Genomic DNA, 24,219 nt, shown 5'->3' with positions numbered 1-24,219 from the left:
CGCTGTTGCATGACCCCGAGCCCGGGCAGCGTGGCTCGCGCCCCTGCGTCGACCCCTGGTGAAGAACCGACCCTCGGGCCGAGTTGCCGAGAGCCACGCTGTTGCATGACCCCGAGCCCGGGCAGCGTGGCTCGCGCCCCTGCGTCGACCCCTGGTGAAGAACCGACCCTCGGGCCGAGTTGCCGAGAGCCCACCGCCGGCTGCTGGTAGGTGAACGGAACCGACGTGCCGTGCGACTCCTCGACCGCCAACCGGTAGAACATGCCCAGCACACCATGTGCTGGTTCCAGGTCACCGCCCCGAGGCGCTGCTTGAGATCGCCACTGGCGCGATCCACCGCATACGTGCTGAGCAGGGCCTTCACTCGATCTCGGGTGTCGAAGATCTCCACCCCATGCAGCTGGGCAGACACGAACCAATTCCGCAAGATCCGCGCGTACGTACCCCAAGACGAAGGTGCCGGGCAGTTCTCCGTCGGCCGCAACCGATGCACTCATTCGCGGCCGCGGTGGCCCGCAGCCCATGCCTCGTCTTCGAAGAGCAGGTCGTCATCGACGAGGAAGGCCATTCCCTCGGGGATCACCGGCTTCGCCGGCAGTCCCCAGGACTACAACCAGTTCAGTGGCCTTGGGGGGCTCGCGCCGCCGGCCAGCTCACCGCCGGCCAGGCGCCGGCCCGAATGCCGCGGTCTGCAAGCCGTCTGACGGCGGCCGGGCCCGTCTTTGGCAGGAAGCGGATGGACCGCAGGTCACCGGGTAACCGAGAACACGACGGTGCCTCAGACAAGCAGAGCACCCAGGCGGAAGGAGTGTCGTGGCCGGAGTTGTCGAACGCGTCAAGCAGTTCGTGAGGAGTCCGCAGGGTCGGCGGACGATCGAACAGGTGCGCCGGACCGCGGCCGACCCGCGCCGCCGAGCTCAGGCCCAGGAGCTGGTACGCAAGCTGCGCGGCCGCCGATGAGCCCGGTTTCTCCTGTCGGGGGCCGGGCAGGGCGAGCGCGAGGCCTGGCAGCCCGAGCGGGGCGCCGCGGCCGGCGGGCCGGCCCATACGCCCACGGCCGGCCCGCGACCCATTGTCTCGCCGAGGGTGAAGTCCGCCGTGCACACGACGTCGGACACGGACGGGGTGCGGCGGCCGGCAGCCGGGGTCTCTACGGCGCTCTGCCGGTGGTGCGCACAGGCACCGCCACGCCCCGGGTTGGGGCCGTACCGGTGACAGAGCGTCGCCTGCGAGATATTCGGGCGCTGCCGGTCGCCCCCTCACCTCTCGTGCGGCCTCGCGGCGGATCCCCTCGACCTGGGTGCTGAGTGCGTCGTCGTACAGCTCGAACAGACTCGCAGGTCCTCCGTGTTCGGGGTTCCGGCGGGTCCGATCCTCGCAGAGGCGCTGCTGGCACTCGGCAGCGAGGCGGCTTTCCTTCTACCCCGGACTGTCGAAGGGCGACTCCTCTATCAAGGAGGCGACGTCAGACCCCGGCCGATCGACCCGGTAAAGGTAGTGGGTCCAGTCATCGACCGGGTTGTCCGGCTCCAGGTTGCCGACCCCGACCCGGCGTAGCCCAGCCTTCTCCAGTGCCCTCCACGAAGCGCGGTTGGCTGCGACCACCGGGACGAGAATGCAGGAGAGGACCGGATACTCGGCCCAGGTTCGCTCAATGACCGAGCGGATCATTGCTGTCCCGATGTCCTGGCCGATCTGTTGGGGGTCGCCGATCAGGTAGTCGATGGTCATCGCGCCGGCGGGTACAGGGACGATGGCCGCGAGCTCGGCCAGGTACTCGGGGTAGTCGCACAGGCGTGAACGCTGCATCAGACCGACCGGAGAGCCATCGAGGAATACGAGGAGATCTTCTGATGGCTCCTCCCCTCGGGCGGCGGGGCCGAAGTCGCGCGCCACCGCTTCGGGTGTCGTCTCGTGATTCCACCAACGCTTCACATGGGGCTGCTGCAGCCACGTTTGCAGCAGAGGGAAGTCCTGCTGCTCGACCCGACACCACGTGATCAACACAAGACCCTCCGGGATGCTCCGCCGTACCTGCGCACGCTCCCTGGAGGCTACGTCCCGCGCGGGCCGGCCCCAAGGGCAGTTGATAAAAGCCAGATCAATGGCGTCGAGACGACGACCGCCGCCAGCACGATGACCGTGATCTTCCACCCCTGCGTCATGCCACCCTCCCAAACCCCAACCGCCCGGCCACGCACCACGGGCCGCCACATCCGCGGTGACACGACGTCATCGCTCGTCACGGCACGCATCAACGCGGTCTCATGGGTTCCGGTCTACCGTGACCTGCCGCGGTGCGGCACTGCCGCTTCTCTCCGGACGTCGTGAGCAGGACCTGCTGGCAAGCGTGGCACGCCGCGGTGTCCCCCGCCATGGATGCCGGGCGACGACACCGATCCGGAGCGACCGGAACCACGACTACACCGGCTTGACCGGGCGCATCGCTTCATCCAGCAGAATCGGCGTACCCGTCGGCACCAGACGCCGCGCGAACAGAGCTGAGAGCTCTGCATGACTCAATTCGGCGCCCTGTCCGACCTTCCAGATTTTCCGCTGGTCGGTGAAGAACAGGCTGCACGTGACCCCACAGGCATGCGTCACCACTTCACGCAAAGGGCAGTCCCCCGTTGCCGGCCAGAGGCGTGCTGAGAGATGCCGAGCTGTCACCCGTATGAAACAACTCGAAGTGTCTGGAGAACCCTCCCATTTCGGCTCCGCCGCCCAACCCGGGGGCAGATCAGGGTCGGACACGGGGGCGGCGAGCATCGGCTCCGGCAGCGTCCAGGTCATGAGCCATGCCTTCCACAGCTGTCGACCTGTGTGCTCTGGCGCGTCGACCTGTGTGCTCTGGCGCGTGGTGCGGGTGGCCCTGGAGCGTTCACGGGACTGCGCCACGATCCAGACGAGCGCCGAGGTGCGGATGGCACTGGCCGCCAGGACGCTGCAGGGTTCGTCCGGCTCGTCGTCCGGCACGCCCGGCTGAATGCCCCTGCCCGCAGAAGCACGGGCGGCCTGGCTGTCGGTCTTCTCAGGGATCGTGTGCCGGATGCCCCGGCGCCGCAGATATTCGCGACAGGGCCTGTTGCTGTATGCCCTGTCCGCGGCGAGGCTGTCGGGCTTCTTGCGGGGCCGGCCCAGCCCGATGCGGGGGACGCGGATCTTCTCCAGCACAGGCTTGAAGTGGGTGCAATCCGCCCGCTGCCCTGGCGTGACGATCAAAGACAGATGCGACAGCGGCCGTCCGCGCTCAGGTGAAGCTTGGTGGTGAACCCGCCACGCGAGCGCCCCAGGCCCTCAACTCCTGGACCACCGCACCAAGCGGGCGAGCAGACTCGGCAAGTCTCGCGCTGGTGTTCTGCCGGTGCGTCCCCCTTTGAGGCGGGAGTCGGCGGCGGATCGGTGCGGGCGCCAACAGCATGCTGATGCGCCCGCACGATGGTGGAGTCGATCTCGCCCGCGGCATCGGCCTCGGCCTGGACCCGCTGGAGCAGGCGTTCCCAGGTGCCATGAACGGCACCAGTGCCGTTCATGGACCGTCTTCCACGGGCCGAACCGTTCGGGTAGATCACGCCACTGAACGCCGGTCCGCACCCGGTGCAGGATCCCGTCGATCACCTGCCGGTTGTCTCGCCAGCGGCCACAACGCCTGTTGCTGACCGGGAGGAACGGCCGCAGCCGTTTCCACTCGACATCTGTGAGATCACCCCGCCCTATGCCCACCTCAACGACTTGAGCACACGACGGTCACATGATCGGACGGTTAGTTAGATCGCTCAATAACTCAATACCCGTCTGAATGCAACCACAGTCGGCAATATTCACCCGAGTGGAGCAATCGCGATGATTTTGGGCTAGCCGGACTACGCCGAACGGGGGACGGTTATCCCATCGTCCGGCGCGCCATGTATTCGGCGAACGGAGGTCTCCACGTCGAGCCAGGCTGACGAACGGGCTCAGCTGACGCGCCTGGCGAGGCGTGCGAAGACCGCGCAGTTCCTGGCTCTGCGCGCGAGGATCGTGCTGCGGTGCGCGGAGGGCGGGACGAACAAGCAGGTGGCGGCCGAACTCGGCGTGAGCGAGCAGTCGGTGAACCGCTGGCGGGCCCGGTTCATCAAGCGGCGGCTGGACGGTCTGGTCGACGAGCCGCGGCCCGGTCGGCCGCCGTCCATCCTGCTCGACCAGGTCGAAGACGTCATCGTCGCGACGCTGGATTCCACCCCGGGCCAGGAGACCCACTGGTCGCGGGCCTCCATGGCCGCTCGCACCGGGCTGTCGAAGTCCACCATCGGGCGGATCTGGAAGAAGTTCGACCTCAAGCCGCACCTGCAGGATGCCTTCAAGCTCTCCACCGACCCGCAGTTCGTCGCGAAGGTCGTCGATGTCGTCGGCCTGTATCACAACCCGCCCCAGAAGGCCGTGGTGTTGTGCGTGGATGAGAAGAGCCGGATTCAGGCGCTGGACCGGTCCCAGCCGGTGCTGCCGATGACGCCGGGCATGCCTGAGCGGCGCACCCACGACTACCTGCGGCACGGCATCACCAGCCTGTTCGCCGCCTTCAACATCGCCGACGGCACTGTCATCGGTGAACTGCACCGCCGCCACCGGGCCATCGAGTTCAAGAAGTTCCTGGTCACGATAGACAAGGCGGTCCCCACCGGACTCGACGTGCACCTGGTGTGTGACAACGCCACCCACAACACTCCCGAGATCAAGACCTGGCTCGGCAAGCACCCCCGCTTCCATGTCCACTTCACCCCGACCGGCTCCTCCTGGATCAACCAGGTCGAGCGATGGTTCGGCCTGCCGACCGACAAGCTGATCCGCCGCGGCGTCCACACCTCCGTGAAGGCGCTGGAGGATGACATCAGGGCCTGGATCGACTCATGGAACGAGAACCCCAGGCCCTTCACCTGGACCAAGACCGCCGACGAGATCCTCAAATCCCTCGCCGACTACCTCACCAAAGTCACTCCGCCAGCCACCGAGAATCAGCGAGAGACTTAAGCCCGCGATTTCAGGCGCATCACACTAGCCGATGTCACATAGGGCATCCACAGCCGCCGCCCAGGACCCTCTCACACTCGGTTTGTAGCTTCCATGACATGTCAAACGACAAGCAGGACACACGCTCAGTGGACGATGAAAACGCCCCCGCCGAGGCGGGACCCAGCAGGCGAAAGGTCCTGACCGTACTCGGCGGAGCGGGGCTCGGCGCGGCCGGAGTCGCCGCCTACGCCGCCAACGCCTCAGCTGAGCCCTCGGGTTCCGCCACGGCCGCGACCACCGCTGGCTCTGCCGACACGGGTTCCACGGCCACCCCGCAGTGCGTTCTCACTGCGGAGCAGATGACAGGCCCCTACTATCTGGGGGACGAGAAGGTCCGCAGCAACATCACGGAGGGTAGGCCCGGCGTACCGCTCGCCATGACCTTCCAGGTGGTGGACACGAAAACCTGCAAACCCCTGCCCAACGCGGCGGTGGACATCTGGCACTGCGACGCCGGTGGCGTCTACGCCGGCTACACGGCCATCTCCCCGGACCAGCCCTACGATCCCAGTAAAGCCGACGAGAACGGGCACGTTCCGAACACCGACGAAGCGACGTTCCTGCGCGGAGTGCAGCTCACCGACCGGCATGGCAAGGCGACGTTCGAGACGATCTTCCCCGGCTGGTACTACGGCCGCACCACCCACATCCACCTCAAGGTGCACTACGGCGGCGAGGCCGAAGGCCGGACGTACGAGGACGGCCACGTCGCCCACACCGGTCAGGTCTTCTTCGCCGACGAAGTCGCCGACGCCATCGCCAAGCTGGATCCGTACGCGCAGCACACGGGAAGCCAGCGGGTCAAACTGGCCGAAGACCACGTCGCCCGGTCGGCGGGCGCGGCCTCGCTGGTCACGCTCAAGCAGGTCAAGCCGGGCACTTACAGCAAGGGCCTGACCGGCTCGATCGTGCTGGCCCTCGACCCGGACGCGACACCGCCCGAGGCGGGCGGCCGTCCCCCCGGCGGCGGTCCGGGCGGAGGCCCCAGCCCCAGCCCTTCCTCCTGATCCGCCCCGACCCAAGGCACTGAGCCAAAGCGCTGAGCTCCGCCACCGCCCGATGGGGCAGGAGCGGAGCTCAGTCGCAGTAAGGAGGTCCTGTGCGCACGGTGCCGGGCGCGCGAAGTCGGTCACAACGGGTGCACATATGAGGCATGACATCGGTGTGCATTCCCGTGCTCTGCGTCGCGTGCGCGTCCCGGAGCGCAGACCAAGGAGGAGGGAACAGCTCCGCTCGCAGGTGTGGCCAGGCAGCCGAGGGAGGGCTCGGCGGGTGCGTCGTGCGGTCAAGACCGGGAGCTCAGCCGCTCGATGGCCTCCAAGACACCCTTGCGGTGCCCGTACGTGCGCTCGTACCCCTCGAGAACGTGCAGGGCGGACTCGGACAGAGTAGGGAGGCGCCGTTCGATCTCCTCGACGCTGAGCTGGCTGAAGCCGACGATGGGCAGGCTCCCCTCGCTGCTGACCGCTCCTTGGATCTGTTCGGCCGCGGCAGTCACTCCCGGTTTCTCGGCCACCGGCTCCTCTTCGGCGCCGGGGCGCTCTTCGGGGTGTGCCGCCTGGCGCAGCCGGTCGGCGACGGCCCGCAACGGGCGGGTGGCGTCATGGGCGAGACCGCCGTTCGCCGTCTGTTCCACACGGAAGCCGTCACTCGCGGCGGCCACGGATCGGGCCTGCTGGGCCAGGTTGTCCTCCAGCACGGCCAGCAACTCCTGGTCCCGGCCGCGGAGTTCCTGGAGCAGGTCGAGGGTCGCCTGGTCCTGGGCCTGGTCGGCGAGAACCTCGCCGGCCCAAGTGGTGGCCAGGGCCCGGGCCGCGATGGCGTACTCGTTCTCGGTGTTCCTCAGCAGCTGCCGCCCGTCGGCCGGCCCCCGGCCGCGCATCACCCCGGCCACGGTCTTCTGCCCGAGGGTCAGCGGGAGCGTGGCCGTTTTCCAGGTGGCGCGGGCGGCGAACCGCGCCATGTCGGCGGCGCCGCCGGTAAGGCTGCGGGGCCGCAGTCCGCGGGCATGGCGTTCGATGCGGTGCACACAGTCCTGCATGTCGTCGGCCTGGCGCTCGAGCACCTGCCGGTGGTGGCCGGGCGGCGCGAGTGCCGCATCCGCCCGCAATCGGTCGCGCGCTGCGGCATGGGCATGGTGGGCATCCTCGAGCGCCAGTACCAAAGTCTGCTTCATCGCCATGTGGAGTTGCTCCCTGCATACGAGATCGGGCGGCGTTGAGCGGCCGCCCAGCCGGCCGTCCTCCTACGGCCGAGCAGCCGGGATCATCCTGCGAGTCCCGTGGAAAGATCACCCGCCGGGGGATGCTCACCCATGGGCAGATGACCTTGCTGGAGCCCGGCTTTCCCCACGCTGTCATCGGCATGGACGGTCCGCCGGTGGTTCGACCATCCGGGTGAGTGAAGGCAGGTGTCACAGAGCAGCAGGAACAGCGCGCTGAGCGCGCCGGTCAGGACCGGCTCGGGCACTCCGGCTCTCCGCCGTCGGCGTCGAACACTTTGGCGAAGGTGGCACTGCACCGGCAGAGCGAGTACGCGACCAGTTCCCCGTCTTCCACACGCTCAGCCCCTGGCTGTCTCGCACATGCACATGATCACCCAAGAGGAGGATTGATGCCCATCGTCCACCTCATCGTGCGGGCCCCGCTGTCACTGGCAATGCCGCAGCTCACACAGTTCACGAGTGCGACAGTGCGACCTTGACGCTTCACACGTGGTGGGATCCGGCCACGCCACGACACATCGCCAATAGGGGGCGGTGGCCTGCAGCGATGCCGCTCTCGAGACCCACGCGTTGGGCGCTCTCAGCGCGAGATTCCGGGCTACGTGCGCCGCCAGCATGATGACGAACTGGCCGCACTGGTCGCCTCCGCCGCGAATGGGCGCAGCAGGATGGCAGTGCTGGTGGGCTCATCCGCGACCTTTTTTTGGAAGGCCACCCACCAGTACATCACCCACGCCGAGGACCTCAGCGTTCTGGCCGACGCGGCCCCAGTGGGCTGAGGGCCGTGGTGTAAGGCAGTTACCCCAGGGGCGCGACCCCATCCCCCTGGAGCGGGGTAGTGTGGGTGCTTCCAAGAGGTCGAAGGCCCCCGTCGAGACGGGGGCCTTCTTCCTTGTCCACTCGGCCAGAGAAGCGATCGACAAAACGGCCGATCGGCCGGCGGCGAGCTGGTGGCATGTAGTCGTCGTCCTCCTGCGGCTCGGCGAACTGAATCCAGCGGCCGTGACCTTCCGGCGGCGCGGCGAACCAGGGGCGCTGTAGGCCAGCGTGCGGAGTCCGCTCCAGCGTGGCGAGAGTCTCTTGTCCGGCTGCCTCGGGCAGGAGGCCCTTGAGAACCAAAGAAATCCCCCTCTGCCTGGCCCTCTCGGTTCGTCTCGCCAGCGAAGTGGCAGGCGGGGCGGACGCGACGAGTGGAGCTGGATCGTGCCAGACGGGTTGTGGGAGATCGCGGACGATACGTCCAACTCACCACGTAGGACACGGTCTTAGTCCCACAGGCATCTCGCCACCACGGATATAAGCTTCTGGCCAATACTGGGGGCATGCTCGCGGAGCTCGTGGACCAGAACGGGGCCTCTCGTCTCCGAGCCGCGCAAGTTTGTGCGCTGCTGGTAGCGTGCAGACCCGTTCAGGGTGGTGTCGCGACTGGCTGATCGAGCCGTCGAGGTGGTAGCCGGTGAAGAACGACAGCGTTTTCGCCGCGTACTTGTCGGACCGTGCACCTGTCCTTCTTCAACGCCGGCCCCGGCCCGGGCGAGCAGCGGGTGTGCGACGCCCTCGAACGCAGTCTGCTGCGGCTGGAGGAGCGGGTGCGGACGCGGGGCGACGATCCGGCCCGCTGAGGCCGGGCGCCGGGCGCCCCGGGCCCAGGTGTCGGAACGGGGTCCGGGGGCATCGGCTGAAGTATGAATGCACAGGCATGGGCAGTGGGTGGGCGGGGCGGGGCGCGCCGGGCTGCGGACAGCCCGGCGATGGCCGCGGCGGCGCGTGCGGGTTTCGCCGCCCGCGGGCTGATCTATCTGCTGGTGGGGGTCATTTCCCTGCAGATCGCCTTCGGTGGTGACAGCGGCGGCAAGCAGGCCGACCGTGGTGGGGCGCTGAGCGAGCTGGCCCAGCGCCCGTTCGGGTCGGCGATGCTGTGGATCGTCGGCATCGCGCTCGCCGGCATGGCGCTGTGGCGGCTGTCGCAGGCCGTTTTCGGCGGCGCGGGCACGGACGGGGGCAAGCCCTCGAAGCGGGTCATGGCCGCGGGCCGGTTCGTCTTCTACGCCGTCGTGTCGTGGTCGGTGCTCTCGTACGCGGCCGGCGATAAGGGCAGCGGGAGCGGCTCCTCCGACCGCCGCACCGACGACCTGACCGCCAAGGTGTTGGGGTGGCCGGGCGGCCAGTGGATCGTCGGGATCGCCGGAGCGGCCGTGGTGGCCGCCGGGCTGTACATAGCGGCCCGGGCCGTGATGAAGAAGTTCCGCAAGCACCTGAACACGGCGGTCATGTCCGCGAAGGCGCGGAAGGTCACCGAGTTCTTCGGTGTCGCGGGTGGCACGGCCCGCGGGATCGTGTTCGCCGTCGCGGGTGTGTTCGCCGTGGTGGCGGCGGTCCGGCACCAGCCCGGCAAGGCGAAGGGCATGGACGACACCCTGCGCGCGTTCCGGGATTTGCCGGCCGGCCCGTGGCTGCTCGCGGTGATCGCGCTCGGTCTGGCGGCGTTCGGCGTCTTCTCCTGGTGCGAGGCCCGCTGGCGCAAGCTCTGACGTGTTGTCAGCTGATGTGCGGTGGCGGGGACATGGCCCAGCGGATGGTCCGGGTGAGCAGGTGACCGGCCGGGCGCACCGTGACGTCCTCGACGAGGGGCAGGCGGGGCAGCCGCAGCAGCGTCCGGGCCCAGGAGGGCAGCAGGGTCACCCCGGCCGCGGCGAGAGCGCCGTACCGGGGAGCGACAGCGGAGGGTCGAGAAGCATGAAGCGGGCCGCGGGCCGGGCTTCGGGAGTGAGCCGGAGCTCGGGCCGGGAGGCGTCGAGCCGTGCCGAGAGGGCCCGCTGGTCACGTGGCGGGTTGGTGACACCGAGGGCCTCAGCGACGCCGCGGTCCCATCCACAGGTCTTGAGCATGGCTCTCCAGCGCCTGCAGGTGTGTCACACGGTTTGGGGCCTCAGCGCCGGAGAAGGCGAAGAGGCTGGTTGTGGAGGCTGCGGTACCTGTTCGCTCCAGGTCTTGTGCGCCTTGCTCACGGCACTGGACGTGACCCAGCCATGCCCGTCCTTCGCATCGAACGCCTTCACCACGGCGCTCGTCTCGTCGTCCGCCCAGGCCCCCGCTGTCGTGGTGTGTGGCTCGATCTCGTTGTGGAGCGTGTTAGCCGCGGCCTTTTTCTCGGCGGGAGAGGACGCGAGGTCCGGCTGCCCACCTCCCGTGGAGCCACCACCGCCCAGGTCGGCCGGCAGCTGGTTCAACCGCATTCCAACGGGCTGCCCCGTTCCAGCGTGGTGCTCGCCTTGAGTACTTCCTGCGTGCTTCCTGCCATGGCCCCTATCCCCATCAGCTCTCTGGCGTACCGCGTCACATTGGCAACGGCATTGCCACATACGGCAGTTGAACTGCATGGCTCGGCATCTTTTCAACGGCCACCGGCCTGCCGGTGGCCCGCCCGAGTAATCGTCATCCTGGAGCGATTGAGGTGGCTGAGGCGGCGCTGAGCAGCGTTCGGCAGAATTCGTTGGCTGTGGCAGCGATGTTGAGTACGTCCGTCAGTGAGCTTCCTCAGCGTTGCCGCTCCAGGGTGAGGACCGCTTCGGCGATTGACGTCATGCCGTTGGGACTTCATCGGGATCTGCGGAAGATCCGCCAGGACTTCAGGCGCGCGACGCCGCGTTCGTCAGATGGACCAGGGCGAGCGAGTGTCATCTTTCCGGCAACACTGCCGAGCCGGTCGAGGCGGTTGTCGAGGATGAACGTGGCTGGCGCGGTGCGTCGCGGCGTGAGCGGTCCCGGTCACCGCGAGGCGGATGCCGAGCTATAGTCACGAGGTCGCGAAAAACGATGTTCCGCGGTCCACCCGCCGGACATCGCTCGTACATCGATGCAGATGGTTCTGATCGGTGAGCGTCTCCTTGCCGAGATCGGGCATCCCGTCCGCTTTTGGCGCTGACCATCGCCGGCACGTGTCGGCGCTACAGAGGAGCGCAGCATGCAGAAGACCATCGCCATTGTCGGAGCGGGACTGGGCGGGCTGACGCTCGCGCGGGTGCTTCAGGCTCACGGCGTCGCCGCGACGATCTACGAGGGTGAGGCTTCGGCGACGACCCGTGCACAGGGCGGCCTGTTTGACATCCATGAAGAGACCGGACAGGTCGCGCTTCGCGCAGCTGGTCTGTACGACGAGTTCCTCACTCTGGTCCGCCCGGGCGAGGACGCCAAGCGTGTGGTCGACCGCCACGGCATGATCCTGTTCGACATGCCTGCGGACCCCGGTTCGGCCCGTCCTGAGGTGGATCGTGGCGAACTCAGGCGCCTGCTCATCGACTCGTTGGCGCCCGGGACGATCAGGTGGGGTCACAAGGTCACCTCGGTCCGATACCTTCCGGAGGGCGGCTACGTCCTCACCTTCGCGGAATGTTCCGCCACGCGCGCCGACATCGTCATCGGCGCGGACGGCGCATGGTCGAAGGTGCGTCCGCTGCTCACCCCCGCCAAGCCTGTCTACAGCGGAACCTGCTTCATCGAGATCGCCCTCGCCTCGGGCGGTCAGGACTGTCGGGCGAGCGTGGCCGCGATCGGCAGCGGCACGCTGATGGCGGTCGCGCCGGGCAAAGGCATCATCGCGCATCGCTACGCCGACGGGCACGTGCGCGGATACGTGGCGCTGAACAAGCCCGAGGTGTGGATGAGGTCGATCGACTTCGGCGACCCGTCCGCTGGCCCCCGTCAACTTGCCGACGAGTTCGATGGCTGGTCGTCGCTGCTCACCGCCTTCGTGACACAGAGCGACGTGGAACCGTGGCTCCGACCCATCTACGGCCTGCCCGTCGGGCTCAAATGGGACAGGGTGCCCGGCGTGACGCTCGTCGGCGACGCCGCGCATCTGATGTCGCCCTTCGCCGGCGAGGGTGCGAACCTCGCCATGTACGACGGCGCAGACCTGGCGAGCAAGCTGGTTGAGCAACCCGACATCGAGGTCGCGCTCACCGCCTACGAAGAGCGGCTGTTCCTGCGTAGTGGCGACGCCGCCAGGCGCTCGGCGCAAAACCTGGAGATCTTCTTCGGACAGGAAGCACCGCAGAGCGTAGTCACTCTGTTCGATCGCTCCTGACACCTGTCTCCGTGACCGCCGTCCACCGCGACGTCCTCGACCGTGCGGCGACCGAGGACCAGGTCGTGGTCGCTGTAAGCGGTGCCGATGGTGGGCTGGCCACGCCGACCACGGGTACGGAAGGCGTACGGGAAGCGCACGCATGCCGTACGGGACGTGCGCTCGGCCCGTAAGCGGGGCCCACGCCAGCTCGGGGATCAGCGCGTCCGCGGGCCGCGCGTCCTGCCGGTGACCTGGTAGGGCGAGGGAACGGTCAGGGCAGGATCGCGTCGACGTACCCGCCGTCGACGCGTAGCGCTCCCCCGGTGGTGGCCGAGGCCTGCTCGGAGCTGAGATAGACGACCATGTTGGCGATCTCCTCCGGCTCGATCAGGCGTTGCAGCAGGGACTGCGGGCGGTGCTCGCGCATGAAGGCGCGCTGGGCCTCGTCCCAGGGCAGGGACCGGTCGACGAGTTCGTACACGAAGTCCTCGACCCCGCCGGTGTGGGTGGGCCCGGCGATGACGGAGTTCACCGTCACGCCGGTGGCCGCCGTCTTCTTGGCGAATCCGCGGCTCACCGCGAGCAGCGCGGTCTTGGACATCCCGTAGTGGATCATCTCGGCGGGGATGACGACGGCGGAGTCGCTGGCGATGTACTGGATCCGCCCCCAGCCGCGCTCGGTCATCCCGGGCAGGTAGGTCCGGGTCAGCCGTACGGCGGCCAGGACGTTGACCTCGAAGTACCGCCGCCATTCGGCGTCAGTGATCTCCAGCGGGTCGGCGGAGCCGAAGATGCCGAGGTTGTTGATGAGGATGTCGACCCGCGGCAGCACCTGGGCCACCCGGCCGGCGCCCTCCTCGCCCGCCACGTCCGCGGCCACCGGCACCAGTTCTGCGCCGGGGACCTCCCGGGCCAGCGTGGCGACCGCGGCCGACACGCTCTCCTCGCTGCGTCCGTTCACCGCCACCCGGGCGCCTGCACGGGCAAGACCGGCGGCGATAGCGGCACCGATGCCCTGCGTCGAACCGGTGACGAGGGCGGTGCGTCCAGTCAGATCGATGTGCATGCGAGGACAGGTTCCCCGCGCGCGGGCCGCCCTACCGGGTTCCGGCCCAGCACGCTCACGCGTCGTCCAGCCGGCGTACGTCCTCCTCGTCCCACGCGCGCGTGTCGCGCGGTTCGACGTACGGCTCCGCGTCCGGCGGGTTCCCGCCGGCGATCGCCCGCTGGCGTGCAGACTCCGCGTCGAACTCCAGGCGCACGGTCGCCGCCGTCCTGGCCGTGAAGACGGCCCTGCACGACGGCGCCAGACCCGCTGGCCTCGCCGTCTGCGCCCTGTGCTGCATGCTCTGGCTGGGCTTTCTGCTCCTGGCCCAGTACCGCATCCGCGTCCTGGCGCAGGAGGGCGTGCCCCCGGCCCACACGCCATGGCTCGCCACGGCGGCGGCTCTGTACGCGGTCGCCCTGGCGGTGTGCGCGGCGGCTCTGGTCGTCTGACCGGGCCAGCCGGGCTAGAGGGCGCCCTCGTAGTCGGGGGCGGGTTCAGGCCAGTCCACCTTCACCACGATCTTGCCCCGGGTCCGCCCCTCCTGGTTCAGCCGCTGCGCTTCCGCCGCCCGCTCCAGCGGGAACGTCTGCGACACGTGCACGGACACCACGCCGTCCTCGGCCAGCTCGGACAGCCGTGTCAGGTCGTCGGTGTCGGGGCGGACGAAGTAGTACAGGCCGCCGTAGCCGACCACCTCCGGGTCGGCGATGGAGACCAGGCGGCCCTCCGGCGTCAGCAGGTCCGCCGAGGTCTTCGTCGTCTGGCCACCGATCGTGTCCAACGCCGCGTCCACGCCCGCGGGCGCGAGCGCCCGCACCCGTTCGGCCAGCCCCTCCCCGTACGTCACCGGTTCGGCGCCGAGCGAGCGCACGTACTCGTGGTTGTACTCGCTCGCCGTACCGATGACCCGGGCGCCCAGGTGCGCGGCGAGCTGGACGGCGATCGAGCCGACCCCGCCCGCGGCGGCGTGCACGAGCACGGTCTCGCCCGCCTTGACCTCCATCACCTTGGTCAGCGCCTGGAAGGCGGTGAGCCCGGCGAGCGGCAGCCCGGCCGCCTCCTCGAAGGGGAGGTTGCGCGGCTTGCGGGCCAGCGTGCGCACGGGGGCGGCCACGTACTCGGCGAAGGTGCCCCGGGAGAGGAAGTCCTCGCGCACGTAGCCGATGACCTCGTCGCCGACGGCGAACTCGGTGACCGAGGCGCCCGGCTGCACCACCACCCCGGAGACGTCCCAGCCCGTGATCACCGGGAAGACGGCGTCGAGGATGCTGTCCAGATGGCCCTCGCGGCACTTCCAGTCGACGGGGTTCACCGCCGCGGCCCGCACCTTCACCAAAACCGTGTCGGGTCCGACCTTGGGATCGCGGACCTCGCCGTACTCCAGCACCTCGGGGCCGCCGTACCGGCTGTAGCTGATCGCCTTCATGGGTTCGACCCTCCGGGGTATGCGAACGCCACGCAAGCCAGATGACCCGATATGAGCTGCATGCGTGGCAGCCTTTCACCAGTCAACACCTCGTACCCCTGAAGGTGGGCACCATCACCCCGCTTCACCAGGAACACGCCTCCCACGACACCCACACCCGACGAGAAGAGCGGTGCCAACGAGCAGCAGCAGTCCGATCGTGATCGCCAATGCCTGCTCGCTGGCTGGGTCGTGATGGCGCATCCCGCCTCGCGGGTAGTGATGATCGTGATCAAAGCGGATCAAGGTAGCGAGTACACCGCAGATACCCGGGAGCCTCCCCCTGAGTGGTGGACACGCTGATACTGGATCTGCTTGATCCGGAGAAAGCGAGACCACCGCCGATGGCGATGAAGTTCAGCCCGCCGGGATACGGGACGCTCTGGATGACCAGCTGATCAGTCAGCTGGTGGGCCGGGCGAAGGCCGTCGGGATCCAGCTGACCGGTGAGGGTGGGCTGCTGCGGCAGCTGACGAAGAGGATCCTCGAGTCCGCCCTCGAAGGCGAGATCACCGGCCACCTCGGGCACGAGAGGCACGAACGGACCGAGAGCGGCAACGTCCGCAACGGCACCCGCTCCAAGACCGTGCTCACCGACGTCGGGCCGGTGGAAATCGAGGTGCCCCGGGACCGGGCGGGCTCGTTCGAGCCACAGATTGTCAAGAAGCGCCGGCGGCGGTTGAACGGCGTCGACGAGATGGTCCTCTCACTGTCCGCCCGAGGTCTGACCCACGGCGAGATCTCGGCCCGCCTCAAAGAGGTCTACGGCGCCGAAGTGTCCAAGACGACCATCTCCACGATCACCGACAAGGTGATCGACGGCATGTACGAGTGGCAGAACCGGCCACTGGACAGCGGGCGGTTTCCATCGGTGGTTGCGACTCCTGGATGGAGTCCGTCTGATGCCGAAGTATCCGCCAGATCGCTTGCCGCTGTCGATGCCCAAGAGGTACTTCGAACTGCGTAGAGGTGGCCTGAAAGGAGCACCCGCTGCCCGCCATGTGGGCGTATCCACCAGCGCGGGCTCGGTGTGGTTCGTCAAGGCCGGACACACGCTGCTGCCCGACAAATGCATCGACGAACGCTATCTGGGTTAGGACGACCGGATCACGATCGCCGAGGGCGTGCTTGCCGGTCACACGGCTTCGGCGATCGCCGGGGAAATTGGCAAACACCGCTCGACCGTCTACCGGGAGATCTCCCGCGGCCGCGGTCCCAACGGCACCCATAACCCCTGGTGGTCGCACAACCAGGCCATCCTGCGCCGACGCCGTCCGAAGCCGGAGAAACTCCGAGCAAGCCCCCCTCAGCTACGTGACATCGTCAACGACAAGCTCAAAGAGCGCTGGTCACCGCAGCAGATCACTCAGTACCTGGCCCGCACTCGCCCTGGACAGCCGGGGATGAACGCCTGCCCGGAGACCATCTACCGCGCCCTCTACAACGGGCTGCTGGAGAAGCGCACTGCCCGGCTGCGGAGCCGACACACCGGCCGCTCCGTTGGGCCGTCCCCGGGCACGCGGGCCGTGCCCGGCCGTCGGGCGTGCCGGTGACACCCCGACGGCCGGCTCCTCATCCCGTGGTGGTCCAGGTGCCCGCGCCACTCGGACCGCTCGTGCCCGAGCTTTGCGGAAGGTCCACGGTTCCGCCGGGGATCTGCCCGGGCAGCCGGTGGCCCGGCCCGGTGGCCGGGCGCGTGGGCCTGCCGGCGTCGGCGAGCTTCTCCACCTCGTACGCCAAAGCCTCGCGGGCGGTCTTGAGTTGTGACTCCACGGACTGGATGGCGTCGAGGAAGGCACGCGCCCACGCCAGGCGGCGCTCCAGTTCCTCGAACTCGGCGGTGTAGTGGGTGCCGGAGCGGGCGCGGTACTCGAGTACGGCGCGCTCCGCCTCCTCCTGGGCCCGGCGCTGCGCCTCGCGCAGCACGTCGTGGTACTGCCTACGGGCCTGGTCGGCGACCTGCCGGGCGTATTCACGGGCCTGGGCGATCAGCGAGTCCGCCTGCTGCTGGGCGCGGGAGAGCAGGTTGACGGCCTCCAAGGTCGGCTGCCGCTGAGGTACGGCCATGCCGGTCTGACCGGCATGGCCCTCCGCCCGCTCGCCACGCTCGCGGTAGAAGTTGCGCAGGCGGTCGTTCTCGGCCCACAGCCCGGCCAGGTCCTGATGGAGCGCCGTCAACTCGTCGGCGACCCTCAGCATGAAACGCCCGACCTCCTCCTCGCTGAGGCCGCGCCGGCCGATCGGGGTGCGGGTGAACTGCTTGGTGCGGATCTGTTCGGGCGTCAGCCGACGCTGGGGTTGGTTGTAGGGCGTGCTCATGACTCCATGTCCTCCCCGTGAGACGCGACGCCGTACTGCTCGCCGCCCAGGCCGGTGAACGACTCGAACCGGATGCGCTCGGCGGGCGTACCGGTCTGCGCGAGGCGCTGCACCGAGTCGCGCACCATGGTGTCCGAGCCGCAGACGTACACCTCGTGGTCGGTGAAGCGGCCGAGGCGCAGCGCCACCTCCACCGCGGTGCCGTTCTCCTCGGGCCGCAGGGAGACCTCGGAGACGGCCGGGATCACGTTCAGCCAGCGGTGGTTGGCCTTGGCGAGGGCTTCCAGCGCCGGCCAGTCGTACAGGTCGTGGTCAGTGTGTGCGCCGACGACGAGTGTCACTCGGCGTTCCGGTCGCCCGGCCCGCTGCCCGGCGACCTGCTCGGCAAGGGCCTTCAGCGGCGCCAGCCCGGTGCCGCCGGCGACCAGCAGCAGCGGCCGGTCTCCGTCCGGGTCCAGCGTCAGCCGGTTGCCGACCGGGGCGCCGAACCTCAGCACGTCCCCGATCTGGACGCCGTGCACCAGCGCCGAGGAGACCGGGCCGCCCGGCACCATGCGGACGTGGAGGTCGAGGGTGCCGTCCGGGCGGGGGGCGTTGGCCGGACTGTAGTAGCGCCACAGCCCGGGACGCAGGTGGGTCTCGACCGCCACGCTCTGGCCGGGCAGGTAGTCCAGGCGATAGTTGGGCTTGACGGTGAGCACGGCCACATCCAGCGTTCGCCGTTCGTGCCCGATCACCTCGGCGTCCCACCAGGGCGGGCTGCTGTTGGTGGCCTCCTCGGCGGCCTGGCGCATGACCTTGGCGACCAACTCGTACGCCGCCTGCCAGTCGGCGGCCAGTTGGCCGGTCCACTGCGGGCCGAGGAAGTGGGCCAGGGTCCCCAGCAGGGCGGACCCCACCGCGGGGTAATGGTCGGCCTGGACGCCGAACTTGCGGTGGTCCCGGCCGAGTTGCTCCAGGAACGGCACCAGGTCGTCCACCTGGTCGACGCGGGACACGATGGTGCCCAGCGCCCCGAACAGCTTGTCGCGCTGACCTGCCATGCCGATCGGGAACATGTCCCGGGTCTCGGGATGGGTGAAGAACAGCGTCGAGTAGAAGAACAGCGGCACCTGGTCGCCGTAACCGGCGACCACGTTCCAGCTCTCCTGCAAACGGCGAGCGTCAACCACAATGTCAGGCTCTCCGCACCAGCTCGTCGCCGGTCTCTCGGACGATCTGCTCCTTGACCGCGGTCAGCACGCCGGAGACGTGCATCAGCACGTCCACCCCGACGCGGTTCTCCCACAGCACCCCGAGCAGGACGTGGCTCACCCGCTCGTAGTGTTCCCCGGTGATGTCCAGGCCCTGGTGCGCCTCGGCCAGACCTCGCCCGGCGTAGTTGTCCGGGCCGCCGAGGACCTTGGTCAGCATCAGCACCATGTGGCGCTTGAGCGTGGGCAGGTCGACGCCGTCGAAGTACGGGGACAGTTGCTCGTCCTTCAACGCGTGGAGATAGAGATCGTCGACGACCTTTCTGACGGCCTGCGCGCCGCCGATCTGCTGGTAGTACACGGGGCTTCCCGGCTGGTCGGCGGCCGGCTCCTTCGCGTGCGTCGCGGCGGCTTCGTCCAGCGTCATGTCTGTCACTTGGGCCTTTCTCATCTGTGGTCGTCAGATGGCGGCACGTCGGTGTGCCTCATCCCCGGGTATGCGCGCCCCCGTCCCCCGTGTGGCGGGTCCGGCCACAGCCGGGATCTCCAGCCACGTGCCTCATACACCGCCGCGCCCGCCGCCGGCGACGATGTCGGTCAGGGCGTCACCGAGCCGGCACCTCGGTGTGTATGCCCGAGGCAAACCCGGTGGTACGTGCACCGCGGCAGGGCTGTGACCCCATTCAGCCGGAAGCGGACGCTCGGGATCCTGTCGTAAGTTGACGGTGCGTCGCAAGCCTGGAACCACGGCCGTCATCCCATGCGGTGGCGTGATTCGATCGGTGCCGACCGGTGGGGCCCTGTTGCCGTAACACGGCTGCTGCCAGCGGGAGTTGGAGTCTGCGCCCGGAGGGGATTCAGGACGCCGACGGCGAGTTTGACTTGATCGCCACTGGTCGGTGTGGCGCATCCAACAAGTGCTGCGTGAGCGACGCCGTGGCGGCGTCAGCCTGTGGTGGCTCCGGGCTCGCGGGCGATCTCGGAGATACAGTGATCTCCCCACCGCTCGCGACGAGTTGACCGAGGGCATTTGCCGAGGGAGTCGGCGCGTATCGACGGCAGCGGCGAACCGCGGATCAGTGTGGGGGGCAACCAGGAATAGAGGAATCCGTCTCCGATTCCGGGTCGGTTTCGTCTTTTCGTGCTCGCGGACCGGAGGAACCGGTCTGGGCCTCCCTTCATGCCGATAGATCTTCGTGCGCGGTGCATTTGTCGTCCTGGAGCTCGTCTCCTCGGGCCGACGCGATTGACGGCGCGCCACTCGGTTCGGACGACGGACGCGCTGCCCGCGACCGGACGGATACCGCCGATATACCGCCGCTCTCCCCCGGTCGTGCAGGGTGAAGCTCGGACAAGCCGCGGGGGAGCCGCTGCCTCGGTGAACGGCTGTCGGGAGGGCATCGATGCCTGGAAACGCAGGGAGCGAACGTCCCTCGCCCGGGATACCGGGTGTCGACGACGGCGGGCCCCCGGTCAGCGCGCTCCGCGTCGACGCCGTGCCAGGGCGCCGAAGCGCCGATCGCACCATTGCCCGCAGATCCCGAGCGGCAGCGGCCCCCACGCCCGCCCACTGCGGCAGAGGGGCGTGTCATGACCTATCTTCATGATCCGCATCACCGTGCGGTGCCTCATGAACAGTCGCACGGCGGGCAGGTGCCTCGGCAGCGGTCGGCCACGCCGTACCCCCGTGACGACCGCGAGGCGGCGGACGTCCGGATGCGGATCGACACCGGCGCCGAGGCAGGGACGACCGGCTTCCACAGCTTCGTGTGCTCCGACTGCAACCTCGGCTTCGGCCGGCATGTGCACCTCCACCTCCGGTCGGCGGCGTCCGAGGTCGGCAAGGCGCGCGCGGCGGTGGGCGAGGCCCTCCTCTCCTGGGGGTGCCCGTCCGGAGTCGTCGACGACAGCCGGTTACTCGTCAGCGAGTTGCTCGCGAACGCGATCAAGTACGCACCCGACACTTGGACCACCCTGGACCTGATGCAGATCGGTGACCGCCTGTTGGTGGAGGTCACCGACGGGTCCGCGGCACAGCCCGTCGTCCACCAGGCGGGTCCCCAGGAGGAGCAGGGCCGAGGGATGTTCCTCGTGCAGGCGATCGCGTCCGCCTGGGGTGCGCGCCGGGACCGCCGTGGCCGTAAGACCACCTGGTGCACCGTCGCCATCGACGGGAGCGGCGGGACGCCGCCTCGATGACCCGCGTGGGCCGGCCGGGGGCCGCGTCGCGGCTCCGTACCGATCGCCGTACCCCGGGCGGCGACCTGCGACGCACACGGCGGAAGACGCGAACGGCGCAAGACGCGAACAGCAGAAGACGAATACACCTCCAAACACCCGGCATCGGCCCGAGCCGGCACCGGTGGTCGGGTAGGCCGCAGTTCCTGAGGGAGGACCAGTGAACGGCGTGACCGGAAGCATGGGCCGGAGTTCATCCGCGCTGGAACACAGCCACCTCTACGCGTGGGAGGTGCACCAGGTCTGCGACAGCAGACACCAGCAGGGTCCGTGCGGTACGTGTGCGACGGAGCAGAGCGCACGGGCCTGTATCGAGGCGGCCCTGTCCGCCGCGGCCCGCCCGGGCGTGCATTCCTGGGGGCTGCTCAGCCGCGTTCCGGCGGCGCCGCGGCAGCCGAAGCCGTCCTGGCTGCCTACGCCGATCGCTCGGGCCGCGCTCGGGCCGGACGGGACGGTGGCCTGGCAACCGCCGGCCGGCCGGGGCCTGGTACCGGTGAGGGCGCCGGAGGCCGGCCCGACGCAGTCTCGCGGTGAGAACCTGCCCTCCGCACTGGCCCGCTTCGGGGGCACGGTGCAGCGGTACCGGTTGGCGGCCGGACTCGCCCGCCGGGAGGTCGCCGAGCGGTTGCGGTGCGCCGAGGCGGAGGTCGAGCGGGTGGAGAACGCCGAGGGGATGCCCTCCCGCAGCTTCGCCGTCGAGGCCGACCGGCTGCTCGGCGCGGACGGCGCCTTGGCAGCTCTGTGGCCCTCCCTCGTCAAGTCCGCCTATCCGGACTGGTTCTGGCAGGTCATCGAGTTGGAGCAGCAGGCGAGTTTCGTCCAGGAATTCGAGACTGTCGCCGTTCCCGGTCTGCTGCAGACCGAGGCCTACGCCCGGGCCGTCTTCACCACCGCCCATCCGGTGGCCCCGGCGCTGCAGATCGAGCAGTACGTGACCGCCCGCTTGGACCGGCAGCGCATTCTGGAGAGACGCGACCCACCGCAGATCATGATCACCCTCGACGAGGCGGTGCTCCGTCGGCGCGTCGGCGGGAGCCGGACCATGAGCGAGCAGCTCGGACACCTGGTGACCCTGGCCGAGCTGCCCAAGGTGCACCTTCAGGTCATCCCGTTCAGTGTGCGCGAGCACCCCGGGGGCATGACCCCGTTCCGCATCATGGGCTTCCGGGAGGGCCCGGACGTCCTCTACGGGGAGTCGTTCATCGGCGGCCAGGTGACCAACGACGCCCATCAACTCCGGCAGCATCAGCTCGCCTTCAACCTCATCCAGGCCAACGCACTGTCCCCCCCAGGACTCGCGCACCCTCATAAGTCGGCTGCGAAAGGAAATCGATGGTGGACCCGACTGAACTGCACTGGCGCAAGAGCAGCTACAGCATGGGAAACGGAGGGAACTGTGTGGAGGTCGCCGATGCCGGACACGCCGTCTACGTCCGGGACAGCAAGGACCCCGATGGCCCGGCGTTCGGGTTAGGTCGGGAACAGTGGCAGGCATTTCTTACGGCCCTGGGAGACGGCGGGGGTTGGGCACTTACCCGCCCCGTGGCACCGTCCACCGCCGGACGCACCCGAACGGCCGCGCCGCGGCTCCTCCTGCAGCGGCAGGACGTTTCGTCAGGGGCCGCGACCCCACGTCCGTGCCCCCGCCATGCGCCTGACGGGCACTGGGAGGTCGTTCCCCTGGGCCGCTCGTACGGGCCGGCGGCACAGGTCGGCGTCCCTGAAGTGGCGCATGCCACACCGCACTTCTAGACTGCCCCGGTGCCGTGAACTGTCGCGGCACCACTTTCACCGGGGTTGTGGAGGCTCCGTGAGGCGACCCACGCACGCACGTGGATGTACGGCGCGCCCTCGAGCCGCCGACGCCGGATCCCGGCGCGGGACCCGGCCGCCCTCCGCGCCGCGGCCCGATGCGTCTTCGTCCCGGCGCCGGGCACGCCAAGGATTCGATTCTCCCACTGGCTGAGGCCGGTGGTTCCCTCGAAGGGAGGTCCGACCATGGGTTGGGTCGGTGCACAGGCAGTGGTCATCGGCGGGTCGATGGCCGGACTTGTCGCGGCGCGTGCGCTGGCCGACCGGTTCACCCGGGTGACCGTCGTGGACCGGGACGCTCTGCCCGGGGACGCGCGAGACCGGCGAGGCGTGCCGCAGAGTGGCCATGCGCACGCGTTGCTGGTCAGCGGGCAGAGCACGCTCGAAGAGCTGTTTCCCGGTCTCACCGACGAGTTCGTCGCGGGCGGGGCGGTGCCCTTCGATCCCGGCTCGGACCTGCTCTTCCACCAGATGGGGGGCCATCGGATCCGCTGTGCCACCGGACTGCAGGGGATCAGCCTCAGCCGCGCCTTCCTGGAGCACGCGGTACGGGCCCGCGTGGCCGCGTTGCCCACCGTGGAGGTCCGCGACCTCCTCGCGGTGTGCGGGCTGACCGGGTCCGCCGGCAGGGTGACCGGGGTCGAACTGGACGGGGGCGAGGTCCTCGCCGCGGATCTGGTGGTGGACGCGACAGGACAGAGCGGTACGCGGTCCGACCGGTGGCTGCACGCCCTGGGCTGTTCGACCCCCGAGGTGGCCACCGTCAAGGTGGACGTCGGATACGCCACCCGCCTGCTGCGGCGCGGTGCCGACGACCGGTTGCTCGACGACGTACTGCTCTACCTGATAGCCGGCGTTCCCCCGCACGACAAGCGGGCGGCCGCCGTCTTCCCCGTCGAGGGCGACCGGTGGATGGTCACCCTGGCCGGCTGGCACGGGACCCACGCGCCCGTCGATCCGCAGGGGTTCGCGACGTTCGCCGCCGAGCTGCCGACCCCCCACGTCGGAGAACTGGTCGCCCGCGCCGAGCCGGTGGGTGAGGAGGATGCGCGACGGTTCACCTATCCGCAGGCCCGGCGGCGTCTCTTCGAGCGGCTGCGGCAGCCTCCCTCGGGCTATGTGGCGATCGGTGACGCCCTGTGCAGTTTCAATCCGGTGTACGGGCAGGGCATGAGCGTCGCCGCCCTGGAAGCGGTGGAACTCGGCCGCTGCCTGGACCGGTTCGACACCACGTCCTCAAGGATGGCCCGCGCCTACTACCGTGCGGCGGCCAAGGTGATCGCCGGCCCGTGGCAGGTAGCGACGGGCCGTGATTTCATGTACCCGGAGACGGTGGGCCGCCGGCCGCCGGGCACCGACCTGGTGAACCGCTATGTCCGCCAGGTGCTGCTGGCCAGCCACGTCTCGGTGGACGCGCACCGCGTCGTCCTCGACATGCAGCACCTGCTGGCTCCGCCGGGCGCGGCCCTGCGGCCCGCCACGGTCGTCCGCAGCCTGCTGGCCGCCCGCCGGTCGCCGGCCCGCGGGTGACGTACGCTCTCCGGCTCTGAAGCGCGGCGCACCGGCGCCGCGCTCGGAGCGTGGAGGGAACAAAAGGGAATGCATCCCACCGGTCGCACGCGAGTCGGCAAGTTCCTTGCCGCCCGCGGAGATTGCGCCCGGGATGTTCGAACCCCGCGCTGGCGCTTTCGAGGTACCGCTGGAGGTCATATGGTGGCTGTCCGTGGCCGGTTCCGCGGCTTCCGCACGTGTCCGGCTCCGGAACCGGCCTGCGTCAGGCCTGCCTTGCACGGGTGACGACTG

At 69.2% G+C, this 24,219-nt stretch carries 24 protein-coding genes and 3 pseudogenes; 14 read left to right on the top strand and 13 right to left on the bottom strand.

Features of this window, described 5'->3' with window-relative positions; genetic code table 11:
* Positions 1-813: 813 nt before the first annotated feature.
* On the top strand, positions 814-960 hold the full coding sequence (locus ACFZDC_RS35025; protein WP_391330172.1) for a hypothetical protein: 147 nt from the start codon (positions 814-816) through the stop codon (positions 958-960).
* 459 nt (positions 961-1,419) lie between these two features.
* On the opposite strand, the gene ACFZDC_RS35020 is transcribed toward ACFZDC_RS35025, so the two are convergent.
* The 3 genes from ACFZDC_RS35020 to ACFZDC_RS35010 form a co-directional block, all read right to left on the bottom strand.
* Complete coding sequence (locus ACFZDC_RS35020) at positions 1,420-2,007, bottom strand: GNAT family N-acetyltransferase (protein WP_391330171.1); 588 nt, start codon at positions 2,005-2,007, stop codon at positions 1,420-1,422.
* A 414-nt stretch (positions 2,008-2,421) separates the two neighbouring features.
* Entirely contained in the window at positions 2,422-3,222 is an 801-nt protein-coding gene (locus ACFZDC_RS35015) for a transposase (RefSeq protein ID WP_391330169.1), read from the bottom strand.
* 75 nt (positions 3,223-3,297) lie between these two features.
* Complete coding sequence (locus ACFZDC_RS35010) at positions 3,298-3,723, bottom strand: transposase (RefSeq protein ID WP_391330167.1); 426 nt, start codon at positions 3,721-3,723, stop codon at positions 3,298-3,300.
* 186 nt (positions 3,724-3,909) lie between these two features.
* On the opposite strand from ACFZDC_RS35010, the gene ACFZDC_RS35005 reads away from it, so the two are divergent.
* The gene (locus ACFZDC_RS35005; protein WP_391330191.1) at positions 3,910-5,007 is read left to right on the top strand and encodes an IS630 family transposase; all 1,098 of its coding nucleotides are present in this window, start codon (positions 3,910-3,912) and stop codon (positions 5,005-5,007) included.
* A gap of 128 nt (positions 5,008-5,135) precedes the next feature.
* A complete protein-coding gene (locus ACFZDC_RS35000) occupies positions 5,136-6,056 on the top strand; it encodes an intradiol ring-cleavage dioxygenase (RefSeq protein ID WP_391330166.1) in 921 nt (306 codons plus the stop codon).
* A gap of 278 nt (positions 6,057-6,334) precedes the next feature.
* Here the strand turns inward: ACFZDC_RS35000 and ACFZDC_RS34995 are convergent, their stop codons facing one another.
* On the bottom strand, positions 6,335-7,231 hold the full coding sequence (locus tag ACFZDC_RS34995; RefSeq protein ID WP_391330165.1) for a hypothetical protein: 897 nt from the start codon (positions 7,229-7,231) through the stop codon (positions 6,335-6,337).
* Between the two features lie 644 nt (positions 7,232-7,875).
* Here ACFZDC_RS34995 and ACFZDC_RS34990 point away from each other — a divergent pair.
* The 3 genes from ACFZDC_RS34990 to ACFZDC_RS34980 all read left to right on the top strand — a co-directional run bounded on the left by ACFZDC_RS34990 (position 7,876) and on the right by ACFZDC_RS34980 (position 9,804).
* Positions 7,876-8,052: a hypothetical protein gene (locus ACFZDC_RS34990; protein WP_391330163.1), complete on the top strand. Its 177-nt coding sequence runs from the start codon at positions 7,876-7,878 to the stop codon at positions 8,050-8,052.
* A gap of 717 nt (positions 8,053-8,769) precedes the next feature.
* Complete coding sequence (locus ACFZDC_RS34985; RefSeq protein ID WP_391330161.1) at positions 8,770-8,895, top strand: hypothetical protein; 126 nt, start codon at positions 8,770-8,772, stop codon at positions 8,893-8,895.
* A 129-nt stretch (positions 8,896-9,024) separates the two neighbouring features.
* Positions 9,025-9,804 (top strand): DUF1206 domain-containing protein, encoded by a 780-nt coding sequence (locus ACFZDC_RS34980; RefSeq protein ID WP_391330159.1) that lies wholly within the window; start codon positions 9,025-9,027, stop codon positions 9,802-9,804.
* A gap of 7 nt (positions 9,805-9,811) precedes the next feature.
* Here the strand turns inward: ACFZDC_RS34980 and ACFZDC_RS34975 are convergent.
* The 3 genes and pseudogenes from ACFZDC_RS34975 to ACFZDC_RS34965 form a co-directional block, all read right to left on the bottom strand.
* Positions 9,812-10,131 (bottom strand): annotated as a pseudogene (locus ACFZDC_RS34975) (oxygenase MpaB family protein); the annotation flags it as partial.
* A 54-nt stretch (positions 10,132-10,185) separates the two neighbouring features.
* Positions 10,186-10,503, bottom strand: a complete 318-nt coding sequence (locus tag ACFZDC_RS34970) for a hypothetical protein (RefSeq protein WP_391330157.1) — start codon at positions 10,501-10,503, stop codon at positions 10,186-10,188.
* 307 nt (positions 10,504-10,810) lie between these two features.
* A pseudogene (locus ACFZDC_RS34965) lies at positions 10,811-10,924 on the bottom strand (IS5/IS1182 family transposase); the annotation flags it as partial.
* A 313-nt stretch (positions 10,925-11,237) separates the two neighbouring features.
* Between ACFZDC_RS34965 and ACFZDC_RS34960 the strand changes: the two are divergent.
* Positions 11,238-12,359, top strand: coding sequence for an FAD-dependent monooxygenase (locus ACFZDC_RS34960; protein ID WP_391330156.1), 1,122 nt, complete (start codon positions 11,238-11,240; stop codon positions 12,357-12,359).
* A gap of 253 nt (positions 12,360-12,612) precedes the next feature.
* Here the strand turns inward: ACFZDC_RS34960 and ACFZDC_RS34955 are convergent, their stop codons facing one another.
* Both ACFZDC_RS34955 and ACFZDC_RS34950 read right to left on the bottom strand, forming a co-directional pair.
* Positions 12,613-13,407, bottom strand: coding sequence for an SDR family oxidoreductase (locus ACFZDC_RS34955; protein WP_391330154.1), 795 nt, complete (start codon positions 13,405-13,407; stop codon positions 12,613-12,615).
* A 55-nt stretch (positions 13,408-13,462) separates the two neighbouring features.
* A pseudogene (locus ACFZDC_RS34950) lies at positions 13,463-13,612 on the bottom strand (ribonuclease BN); the annotation flags it as partial.
* A 10-nt stretch (positions 13,613-13,622) separates the two neighbouring features.
* Between ACFZDC_RS34950 and ACFZDC_RS34945 the strand changes: the two are divergent.
* Positions 13,623-13,838 carry a hypothetical protein gene (locus tag ACFZDC_RS34945; protein WP_391330202.1) on the top strand — a complete coding sequence of 72 codons (216 nt, stop codon included), beginning with the start codon at positions 13,623-13,625 and terminating at the stop codon, positions 13,836-13,838.
* Positions 13,839-13,852: 14 nt separating this feature from the next.
* Here ACFZDC_RS34945 and ACFZDC_RS34940 read toward each other — a convergent pair whose 3' ends face one another.
* Complete coding sequence (locus ACFZDC_RS34940) at positions 13,853-14,815, bottom strand: zinc-binding dehydrogenase (RefSeq protein WP_391330153.1); 963 nt, start codon at positions 14,813-14,815, stop codon at positions 13,853-13,855.
* A 409-nt stretch (positions 14,816-15,224) separates the two neighbouring features.
* Between ACFZDC_RS34940 and ACFZDC_RS34935 the strand changes: the two genes are divergently transcribed.
* The gene (locus ACFZDC_RS34935) at positions 15,225-15,821 is read left to right on the top strand and encodes a transposase (RefSeq protein ID WP_391330189.1); all 597 of its coding nucleotides are present in this window, start codon (positions 15,225-15,227) and stop codon (positions 15,819-15,821) included.
* A gap of 139 nt (positions 15,822-15,960) precedes the next feature.
* The gene (locus ACFZDC_RS34930; RefSeq protein WP_391330187.1) at positions 15,961-16,407 is read left to right on the top strand and encodes a helix-turn-helix domain-containing protein; all 447 of its coding nucleotides are present in this window, start codon (positions 15,961-15,963) and stop codon (positions 16,405-16,407) included.
* A gap of 19 nt (positions 16,408-16,426) precedes the next feature.
* Here ACFZDC_RS34930 and ACFZDC_RS34925 read toward each other — a convergent pair whose 3' ends face one another.
* From ACFZDC_RS34925 to ACFZDC_RS34915, 3 genes are read right to left on the bottom strand one after another with little or no spacing between them, the layout of a single operon-like run.
* Entirely contained in the window at positions 16,427-17,173 is a 747-nt protein-coding gene (locus tag ACFZDC_RS34925; protein ID WP_391330152.1) for a DivIVA domain-containing protein, read from the bottom strand.
* Positions 17,170-18,327, bottom strand: a complete 1,158-nt coding sequence (locus ACFZDC_RS34920) for a globin domain-containing protein (protein ID WP_391330150.1) — start codon at positions 18,325-18,327, stop codon at positions 17,170-17,172. Before ACFZDC_RS34920 ends, ACFZDC_RS34925 begins: the two co-directional genes overlap by 4 nt.
* A gap of 22 nt (positions 18,328-18,349) precedes the next feature.
* Entirely contained in the window at positions 18,350-18,793 is a 444-nt protein-coding gene (locus ACFZDC_RS34915) for a group 1 truncated hemoglobin (RefSeq protein ID WP_391330148.1), read from the bottom strand.
* 1,163 nt (positions 18,794-19,956) lie between these two features.
* Here ACFZDC_RS34915 and ACFZDC_RS34910 point away from each other — a divergent pair.
* From ACFZDC_RS34910 to ACFZDC_RS34895, 4 genes are all read left to right on the top strand, one after another.
* Positions 19,957-20,565 (top strand): ATP-binding protein, encoded by a 609-nt coding sequence (locus ACFZDC_RS34910; protein WP_391330147.1) that lies wholly within the window; start codon positions 19,957-19,959, stop codon positions 20,563-20,565.
* A gap of 208 nt (positions 20,566-20,773) precedes the next feature.
* The gene (locus tag ACFZDC_RS34905; protein ID WP_391330145.1) at positions 20,774-22,078 is read left to right on the top strand and encodes a Scr1 family TA system antitoxin-like transcriptional regulator; all 1,305 of its coding nucleotides are present in this window, start codon (positions 20,774-20,776) and stop codon (positions 22,076-22,078) included.
* Positions 21,982-22,356: a DUF397 domain-containing protein gene (locus ACFZDC_RS34900; RefSeq protein ID WP_391330143.1), complete on the top strand. Its 375-nt coding sequence runs from the start codon at positions 21,982-21,984 to the stop codon at positions 22,354-22,356. The genes ACFZDC_RS34905 and ACFZDC_RS34900 overlap by 97 nt, the downstream gene beginning before the upstream one ends.
* A 246-nt stretch (positions 22,357-22,602) precedes the next feature.
* The gene (locus ACFZDC_RS34895; RefSeq protein ID WP_391330142.1) at positions 22,603-23,946 is read left to right on the top strand and encodes an FAD-dependent oxidoreductase; all 1,344 of its coding nucleotides are present in this window, start codon (positions 22,603-22,605) and stop codon (positions 23,944-23,946) included.
* Positions 23,947-24,219: the final 273 nt, after the last annotated feature.

Source organism: Streptomyces sp. NPDC007905 (assembly GCF_042959345.1).
GTDB lineage: Bacteria > Actinomycetota > Actinomycetes > Streptomycetales > Streptomycetaceae > Streptomyces.
This window is presented reverse-complemented; position numbering and strand designations above follow the sequence as displayed.